Annotated in this window: 8 protein-coding genes; all 8 read right to left on the bottom strand. The window is 59.8% G+C overall.

Translation table 11 applies throughout. The annotated features are described in order from the left end of the window. Nucleotides 1–57 precede the first annotated feature (57 nt). On the bottom strand, nt 58–849 hold the full coding sequence (locus D8U69_RS22665) for an amidohydrolase (RefSeq protein ID WP_056855261.1): 792 nt from the start codon (nt 847–849) through the stop codon (nt 58–60). Then, nucleotides 837–1,985: a pyridoxal phosphate-dependent aminotransferase gene (locus D8U69_RS22670; RefSeq protein ID WP_130908167.1), complete on the bottom strand. Its 1,149-nt coding sequence runs from the start codon at nt 1,983–1,985 to the stop codon at nt 837–839. The genes D8U69_RS22665 and D8U69_RS22670 overlap by 13 nt, the downstream gene beginning before the upstream one ends. Before the next feature lie 291 nt (nt 1,986–2,276). Beyond that, nucleotides 2,277–3,749 (bottom strand): ribosome biogenesis GTPase Der, encoded by a 1,473-nt coding sequence (gene der / locus D8U69_RS22675; protein ID WP_130908168.1) that lies wholly within the window; start codon nt 3,747–3,749, stop codon nt 2,277–2,279. Between the two features lie 139 nt (nt 3,750–3,888). Further along, nucleotides 3,889–5,040, bottom strand: a complete 1,152-nt coding sequence (gene bamB, locus D8U69_RS22680; protein ID WP_056855169.1) for an outer membrane protein assembly factor BamB — start codon at nt 5,038–5,040, stop codon at nt 3,889–3,891. After that, complete coding sequence (locus tag D8U69_RS22685; RefSeq protein WP_056855168.1) at nt 5,033–5,674, bottom strand: tetratricopeptide repeat protein; 642 nt, start codon at nt 5,672–5,674, stop codon at nt 5,033–5,035. Before D8U69_RS22685 ends, bamB begins: the two co-directional genes overlap by 8 nt. A 42-nt stretch (nt 5,675–5,716) precedes the next feature. Continuing rightward, entirely contained in the window at nt 5,717–7,006 is a 1,290-nt protein-coding gene (hisS, locus tag D8U69_RS22690; RefSeq protein ID WP_130908169.1) for a histidine--tRNA ligase, read from the bottom strand. Nucleotides 7,007–7,028: 22 nt separating this feature from the next. Beyond that, complete coding sequence (gene ispG / locus D8U69_RS22695; protein ID WP_130908170.1) at nt 7,029–8,138, bottom strand: flavodoxin-dependent (E)-4-hydroxy-3-methylbut-2-enyl-diphosphate synthase; 1,110 nt, start codon at nt 8,136–8,138, stop codon at nt 7,029–7,031. 3 nt (nt 8,139–8,141) lie between these two features. Next, a partial coding sequence (locus D8U69_RS22700; protein WP_130908172.1) for a DUF4115 domain-containing protein occupies nt 8,142–8,446 on the bottom strand: 305 nt, incomplete at its 5' end.

Raw genomic sequence — 8,446 nt, forward strand, 5'->3', positions numbered from 1 at the left:
AAATGGGACGCAGAGCGTCCCGGGCTGCGTTCCCACGCGGAGCGTGGGTACGATCAGTCAGGTGAACTCGAAAGTGTCCGCATCCAGATTCGCCGGAAACCGCTGCCGATACGCCGCCAGTCCCGCCGCATCCAGCACTACCGTGAACACCCCATCCGCCTCCCCCGCACTGAGCAACGTCTCGCCCTGGAAATCCAGCACCTGACTGTCGCCGGTATACGCGAAACCCTTGCCATCGGTGCCGATGCGATTCACCGCCGCCACGTAGCACAGGTTCTCGATCGCCCGTGCCGGCAACAACCGATTCCAGTGCTGACGACGTGCCCCCGGCCAGTTGGCGGTGTAGAGCAGCAGGTCAGTATCCTGAGCATCGCGGCTCCACACCGGGAAGCGCAGGTCATAGCAAATCAGCGGCCGCACGCGCCAGCCCTTGAGCTCGAACTGCACCTGACGCTCACCCGGCGTGTAGTGGTTGTGCTCACCGGCCATGCGGAACAGGTGGCGCTTGTCGTAATGCAACACTTCACCGTCCGGCCGCGCCCACAACAGACGATTGCGGTGGCTGCCGTCGGCCGCCTGCACGATCACACTGCCGGTGATTACCGCCTCAAGTTTCGCCGCCTGAGTTCGTAGCCACTGGCTGGTCGGGCCGTTTTCCGGTTCAGCCAGGGTTTGCGACTCCATGGAGAAACCGGTGGTGAACATTTCCGGCAGGATGATCAAGTCAGCTCCGCGGGCCTGCTCCAGCAATCGCTCGAAATGCTCCAGGTTGGCCTGGCGATCATGCCAGGCCAACGTCGTCTGGATCAGCGCGACGGTCAGATTCGGCAGAGCACTCAGATCACGCATAATTTTTCCGCTGCTTCACGCAGGGTCTCCTCGCGTTTGGCAAAACATAGCCGCACCAGGCGTTGGCCGACGGGGGGCGTTTGGTAGAACACCGAGATCGGAATACTCGCCACGCCATGCTCTCGGGTCATCCACAACGCCATCTCGACGTCATTGAGATCCGGACGAATCTGCGAGTAATCAACCAACTGGAAATAGGTGCCGGCTACCCGGGTGAAACTGAAGCGCGACGGCGAAAGCAGATCGCAGAACAGGTCGCGCTTGGTCTGATAGAACGCCGGAAGCTCTTCGACGTGTTGCGGCTGCTCGGCCATGAAATCAGCCAATGCGTACTGCAGCGGCGTCACACCGCAGAAACTCACGTATTGGTGAACCTTGCGAAGCTCCGCCGTCAGCGCCGGTGGCGCGACTACATAGCCGGTTTTCCAGCCGGTAACGTGGTAGGTCTTGCCGAACGAGCTGACCACAAACGCACGTTGATACAGCTCTTCATGATTGAGCACACTGACGTGGGGTACGCCGTCAAACACCAGGTGTTCATAGACTTCGTCGCTGACCAGATAGATATCGCGATCACGGATCAAATTCGCCAGCTGATCCAGCTCGGCACGGTTGATCAACGCGCCGCTCGGGTTGTGCGGAGTGTTCAGCACAATCATCCGCGTGCGCGGCGTAATGGCTTCAGCCAGTTTCTGGAAATCGATAGAGAAGTCATTCAGTCCGAGCTGCACATGCACGCAACGACCACCGGCCAGCTCCACCGACGGCTCGTAACTGTCGTAGCACGGATCGAAAACGATCACTTCGTCGCCGCTGTGGATAACGGCCTGAATCGCGCAGAAGATCGCTTGGGTAGCACCAGGAGTGATGGTCACTTCGTTGTCGGCATCGACATGTACGCCATAACTGCGAGCAATCTTCGCCGCCACTTGCTGACGCAGTGCCGGCAGCCCGGTCATCGGTGAATACTGGTTATGCCCATTGGCAACGTGACGCCCGACTGCATCGCACAGGGCCTGCGGGGCAGCGAAATCAGGGAAACCCTGGGACAGATTGATGGCCCCGGTTTGCGCCGCGAGCTGAGACATCTGAGTGAAGATAGTGATGCCGACATTCGGCAGCTTGCTGGTGATCATCGGTGATTCCCTGCTCTACACCCGGCTCTACGACGGCACGGGAGAGCCCGAGGATAGCCCAAACGGCAGGCATGAAAAAGGGCGCCTTAAAGACGCCCTTCTTCAATTGATCACCACCAAACCTGTGGCGAGGGAGCTTGCTCCCGCTGGACCGCGAAGCGGTCCCAAGATCAGCAACCGAGAATGCTCAGATTAAACGCATCGACTGTTTTTGCGACTGCTGCGCAGCCGAGCGGGAGCAAGCTCCCTCGCCACAGAGTGCCCACACACATATGTGTGGGCTGGCTTGAATCAACGCTTGTCGCGGCGTTTCTTGTCGGCCTTCTTGTGGTGGGACATCAAGCGACGCTTCTTGTTGACCTGGCGGTCGGTGAGCGAGTTCTTGTTGCCTTCGTACGGGTTCTCGCCGCCCTTGAACTCGATACGGATCGGCGTACCGACCAGTTTCAGGACACGGCGGTAAGTGTTCTCCAGATAGCGCACATACGACTTCGGTACTTTCTCGATCTGGTTACCGTGGATCACGATGATCGGCGGGTTGGCACCACCCAAGTGCGCATAGCGCAGCTTGATCCGGCGGTTGTTGACCATCGGCGGCGCGTGCTCGCCAACTGCATCTTCCAGAATCTGGGTCAGGCGGTTGGTTGGCCAGCGGGTGACTGCGGACTTGAACGAATTCTGTACGGATGCGTAGAGGTTGCCCACGCCCGTGCCGTGCAGTGCCGAAATGAAGTGGATGTCGGCGTAGTCAACGAAGAACAGTCGACGCTGCAGCTCGACCTTCACGAAGTCGCGCTCGCTCGGCGTCATGCCGTCCCACTTGTTGATCGCGATAACCAGTGCACGACCCGACTCAATGGCGAAGCCCAGCAGATTGAGGTCGTGATCGACCACGCCTTCGCGGGCGTCCATCACGAAGATCACCACGTTGGCGTCTTTGATCGCTTGCAGGGTTTTGACCACGGAGAACTTTTCGACTTCTTCGTGGATCTTGCCGCGCTTGCGCACACCCGCGGTGTCGATCAGTGTGTACTTCTCGTCGTTACGCTCGAACGGGATGTAGATGCTGTCACGGGTGGTGCCGGGCTGGTCGTAGACGATGACCCGGTCTTCACCGAGCATGCGGTTGACCAGGGTCGACTTGCCGACGTTCGGACGACCGATGATGGCGATCTTGATCCCGTCTTTTTCGCTCGGACCAGGAATGCGCTTGGCTTCCTCGCCTTCGGCAACGACTTCTTCCTCTTCGCCTTCAGCCGGCTCGTCATCATCGCGCGGGAATTCGCTCAGGGCGGCTTCCAGCAATTGCGTGATGCCACGGCCGTGGGCGCCGGCGATCGGGATCGCGTGGCCCATGCCCAACGGGGCGAATTCGGCGCGGGCCATTTCAGGGTCGATGTTGTCGACCTTGTTGGCAACCACGTAGGAACGCTTGTTACGTTTGCGCAAATGCTCGGCGATCATCTGGTCGGCGGCGGTGAAACCGGCCTTGGCATCTACCAGGAACAGAACAACATCCGCTTCTTCAATGGCCAGCAGCGACTGCTCGGCCATTTTTTCGTCCATACCGTGCTCGTCACCGGAGATACCACCGGTGTCGACCAGAATGTAGGAACGCCCTTGCCACTTGGCCTCACCGTATTGGCGATCACGGGTCAGACCGGACAAGTCGCCGACGATGGCGTCGCGAGTCCTGGTCAGGCGGTTGAACAAGGTGGACTTGCCGACGTTCGGTCGGCCCACCAGGGCGATTACGGGAACCATGCGGCTCTCCACTTCGTTATTTCAGAAAATACAAAAGCCGCTGCGAGGCAGCGGCTGGTGCTCGGGGCAGCGCCTGTAAGCGCTGCGAGCCCCGCAAAACGGGGCCGCTTGGGGATTAACCCCAAGCATAGTCAAACCTTTACTTAATGGTCAGGGCTTCCAGTTTGCCGCTGTTGCCATATACATAAATCGTGTCACCCACCACCAGCGGACGAGCGCGAAGGCCGTCGCTGTCGATGCGCTCGCGGCCGACGAAACGACCGTCCACCTGACTCAGCAAGTGCAGGTAACCTTCCAGGTCACCGACTGCAACGTAGCTGGAGAACACTTCCGGAGCCGACAGTTGACGGCGGGCCAGCGAGTCGTTGCTCCACAATGCGGTGGTGGAACGCTCGTCGACGCCTTCAACGGTGCCCGAAGACAGGCTCACATACACGGTACCGAAACCCTGGGCGACACCGGCATAGCTGGAAGCATCACGCTGCCAGAGCTGACGACCGCTTTCCAGGTCCAGTGCCGCAACGCGACCCTGGTAGCTGGCGACATACAAAGTACCGCCGGACAGCAGCAAGCCGCCGTCGATGTCGACAACACGCTCCAGTTCCGAACGACCTTGCGGGACCGCTACACGCTGTTCCCACACCGGCACGCCGTTGGAAATATCCAGAGCAACCACTTTACCGGTCGACAGGCCAGCCACCGCGAGGCGGTTGGTTACGATCGGCGCACTGGTGCCACGCAGGGTCAGCACCGCAGGTGTGCTGTCATACAACCAGCGCTGGTTGCCGGTCGCGGCATCCAGACCGATCAGACGATCATCCTGGGTCTGAACCACCACAACGTCGCCGTTGTTGGCAGGTGGTGCAAGAACTTCGCTGGACACGCGAGCGCGCCATTTCTCTTCGCCGTTGATGGCGTCGAGGGCAACGATTTCACCCTTGGTCGTACCAATCGTCAGCAGACCGTAACCTACACCAACGGCGCCGGAAACAGGCAGTTCGAGATCTTTCTTCCACTTGACGTCGCCGTTGCTGCGATCCAGTGCCATCACCACACCGGTCACGTCGGCGGCATAGATGGTATCGCCTTCGACTGCTGGTACCAGCATGTTGTAGGTTTCGCCCTGACCGTCACCGATCGAACGACTCCACTGTTTCTGCAGGACCACTTCTTCTTTGAAGTCAGTCAACTCGGCCGGTGGCAATTCTTTCTTGCTGTTGCTGCTGCAACCCGCGGCCAGAATGGCCAGGGCCAGCAATGCTGCATGTTTCCAACGGATCACGTCACGCATCCCCTTTGGCCAGGTCGTCCAGCTTGATTTGTAGGCCACCGACCGCCGCTTCATCCGACAGTGCCGCCTTGGCTTTTTGATACGCCGCGTGTGCTTCATCGGTACGACCCAACTGCACCAGCAGGTCACCCTTGAGTTCTTCACGAGTGGCCAGGAACGCCTTGTCGGCATCGCCTTCGAGCAGTTTCAGGGCTTCATCGACCTTGTTCTGCGCGGCCAGCACCTGGGCCAGGCGTTGACGGGCGATTTCGCCCAGCGCCGGGTTGGCAGGCTTGGCAACAATGGCTTTCAGTTCGCTGGCTGCGTCATCGAGCTTGCCGCTGTCGACCGCGACTTTCGCCACGAACAGGCTGCCGTACTGCGCGTAGGCGCTGCCGGCGAATTCGCTGTTGAGCTTGCCGGCCAGATCGGAAACACGCGCCGCATCAGGCTTGCCGTCAGGCGTCAGCGTGGTTTCCAGCAATTGCTGATAGAGCATCGAGGCGCCTTGCGACTGGTTGCTCTGATACTTCTGGAACGCCTGCCAGCCGAACACGATGACCAGCGCCAACAGGCCACCAGTGACCAGGGGCTTGCCGTTGCGTGACCACCAATCCTTCAAATCCGCCAAATTTTCGTCTTCGGTACTCGACACCCCAATACTCCTTAATCGCTAATTCGGCTGTTTAAGACAGCTTCAACCCTGCACGACGCAGGTGGCCAGGTGATCCGCAAGCGCATCCCAGGCAATGCTTTGTTGTTCGCCCTGGCCACGCAGGGGTTTGAAACCTACCACTTGCTGGGCCATCTCGTCGTCGCCGAGGATCAATGCATACAGCGCACCGCTCTTGTCGGCTTTCTTGAACTGGCTTTTGAAACTGCCGGCGCCAGCATTCACTTGCAGACGCAGGTTGGGTAATTGATCGCGCACACGTTCTGCCAGGGCCAGGCCGGCCAGTTCGGCTTCTTCGCCGAAGGCGCAGAGGTAGACGTCGACCTGACGGGCGATCTCAGCCGGGATCTGCTCAAGGGTTTCCAGCAACAGCACCAGACGCTCGATGCCCATGGCGAAACCGACGCCGGCAGTAGGCTTGCCGCCCATCTGCTCGACCAGGCCGTCGTAACGACCACCGGCACACACGGTGCCCTGGGCGCCGAGTTTGTCGGTGACCCATTCGAAAACGGTCTTGCTGTAGTAGTCCAGCCCGCGAACCAGCTTCGGGTTGATCACATAAGGAATGCCGGCGGCGTCCAGGCGAGCCTTGAGGCCCTCGAAGTGCACGCGGGACTCATCGTCGAGGTAGTCGGCCATCTTCGGCGCATCGACCAGAATCGCCTGTGTGTCGGCGTTCTTGGTGTCCAGGACCCGCAGCGGATTGGTCTTCAGGCGGCGCTGGCTGTCTTCGTCCAGCTTGTCCAGATGCCCGGACAGGAACTCGACCAGTGCTTCGCGATAACGACCACGGGACTCGCTGGTGCCCAGGCTGTTGAGCTCGAGCTTGACCGCATCACGGATGCCCAGCTCACCCCACAGGCGCCAGGTCAGCACGATCAGCTCGGCATCGATGTCCGGACCGTCGAGGTTGAACACTTCGACACCAATCTGGTGGAACTGGCGATAACGGCCTTTCTGCGGACGCTCGTGGCGGAACATCGGGCCGATGTACCAGAGCTTCTGTACCTGGCCACCGCCAGTGATGCCGTGCTCGAGCACTGCACGCACGCACGCTGCCGTGCCTTCAGGACGCAGCGTCAGGGAATCGCCGTTACGGTCGTCGAAGGTGTACATCTCTTTTTCGACGATGTCGGTCACTTCACCGATGGAGCGCTTGAACAGCTCGGTGAACTCGACGATCGGCATGCGGATCTGCTTGTAACCGTAGTTATCCAGCAAACGCGAAACGGTGCCTTCGAAATGACGCCACAGGGGTGTCTGTTCGGGCAGGATGTCGTTCATGCCACGAATGGCTTGCAGAGACTTGCTCACTATAAATCCTTAAATTCGTTCGTCAGCCGCGCGCAATAACGGCAGCGTCAGCTTCGACCTTTTCGGCCGCTTTCTGGCGGATCAAGCGTTCAAGCTCATCCACCAGATTGTCATTCGTCAGTTTCTGCGACGGCTTGCCGTCGATGTAGATCAGGTTTGGCGTGCCGCCAGTCAAGCCGATATGGGCTTCCTTGGCTTCACCCGGACCGTTGACCACGCATCCGATGACCGCGACATCCAGCGGCACCAGCAAGTCTTCGAGACGCCCTTCCAGCTCGTTCATGGTCTTGACCACATCAAAGTTCTGCCGCGAGCAGCTCGGGCAGGCGATGAAGTTGATGCCACGGGAACGCAGGTGCAGGGATTTGAGAATGTCGTAGCCGACCTTCACTTCCTCGACCGGGTCGGCCGCCAACGAGATGCGGATAGTATCGCCAATCCCTTCGGCGAGCAGCATACCGAGGCCCACGGCAGATTTCACTGTGCCGGAGCGCAAACCACCGGCTTCGGTGATGCCCAGGTGCAGCGGCTGAACGATTTCCTTGGCCAGCAAGCGGTAGGCTTCGACAGCCATGAACACGTCGGAGGCTTTCACGCTGACCTTGAAGTCCTGGAAGTTCAGGCGTTCAAGGTGCTCGACGTGGCGCAAGGCCGATTCGATCAGTGCAGCCGGGGTCGGTTCGCCGTATTTCTTTTGCAGGTCTTTTTCCAGGGAACCGGCATTGACGCCGATGCGGATCGGAATCCCGCGATCACGGGCGGCATCGACCACCGCGCGCACGCGGTCTTCACGACCGATGTTGCCCGGGTTGATTCGCAGGCAGTCGACACCGAGTTCGGCTACGCGCAATGCAATCCGGTAATCGAAGTGGATGTCGGCAACCAACGGCACTTTGACCAGTTGCTTGATCTTGCCGAACGCTTCGGCAGCGTCCATGTCCGGGACGGAAACCCGCACGATGTCGACACCGGCCGCTTCCAGACGATTGATCTGGGCAACGGTGGCCGCGACATCGTTGGTATCGCTGTTGGTCATGCTCTGCACAGCGATGGGCGCATCGCCGCCAACAGGAACGTTACCGACCCAGATCTTGCGCGATTCGCGACGTTTGATTGGAGATTCGCCGTGCATGACTTATTGACCCAACTTCAGGCGAGCAGTCTCGCCACTGGTGAACGGAGCAACATCAACCGCCTGACCGTTGTAATTGACCTGCGCGCCACGGGCATAACCCAGACGTACAGCGAACGGCGGTTTGCCGCTGACGGAAACATTGTCGCCTTTACGCTTGAGACCACTGAACAGCACTTTACCGCCACCGTCGGTCACTTGCGTCCAGCAATCAGCCGTGAACTGAATTTGCACCTGGCCTTGACCGGCAACAGGAGCCGCAGCCACCGGGGCGGGTGCTGGCGTGCTCGGCACGACCGGGGCAGTCA

It is taken from the genome of Pseudomonas sp. Sample_16 (genome assembly GCF_004307665.1).
Lineage (GTDB): Bacteria > Pseudomonadota > Gammaproteobacteria > Pseudomonadales > Pseudomonadaceae > Aquipseudomonas.

What these genes read in the sequence shown, in the direction of transcription:
- der (WP_130908168.1), bottom strand. Translation starts at nt 3,749, where the DNA reads ATGGTTCCCGTAATCGCCCTGGTGGGCCGACCGAACGTCGGCAAGTCC.
- D8U69_RS22670 (WP_130908167.1), bottom strand. Translation starts at nt 1,985, where the DNA reads ATGATCACCAGCAAGCTGCCGAATGTCGGCATCACTATCTTCACTCAG.
- D8U69_RS22665 (WP_056855261.1), bottom strand. Translation starts at nt 849, where the DNA reads ATGCGTGATCTGAGTGCTCTGCCGAATCTGACCGTCGCGCTGATCCAG.
- ispG (WP_130908170.1), bottom strand. Translation starts at nt 8,138, where the DNA reads ATGCACGGCGAATCTCCAATCAAACGTCGCGAATCGCGCAAGATCTGG.
- bamB (WP_056855169.1), bottom strand. Translation starts at nt 5,040, where the DNA reads ATGCGTGACGTGATCCGTTGGAAACATGCAGCATTGCTGGCCCTGGCC.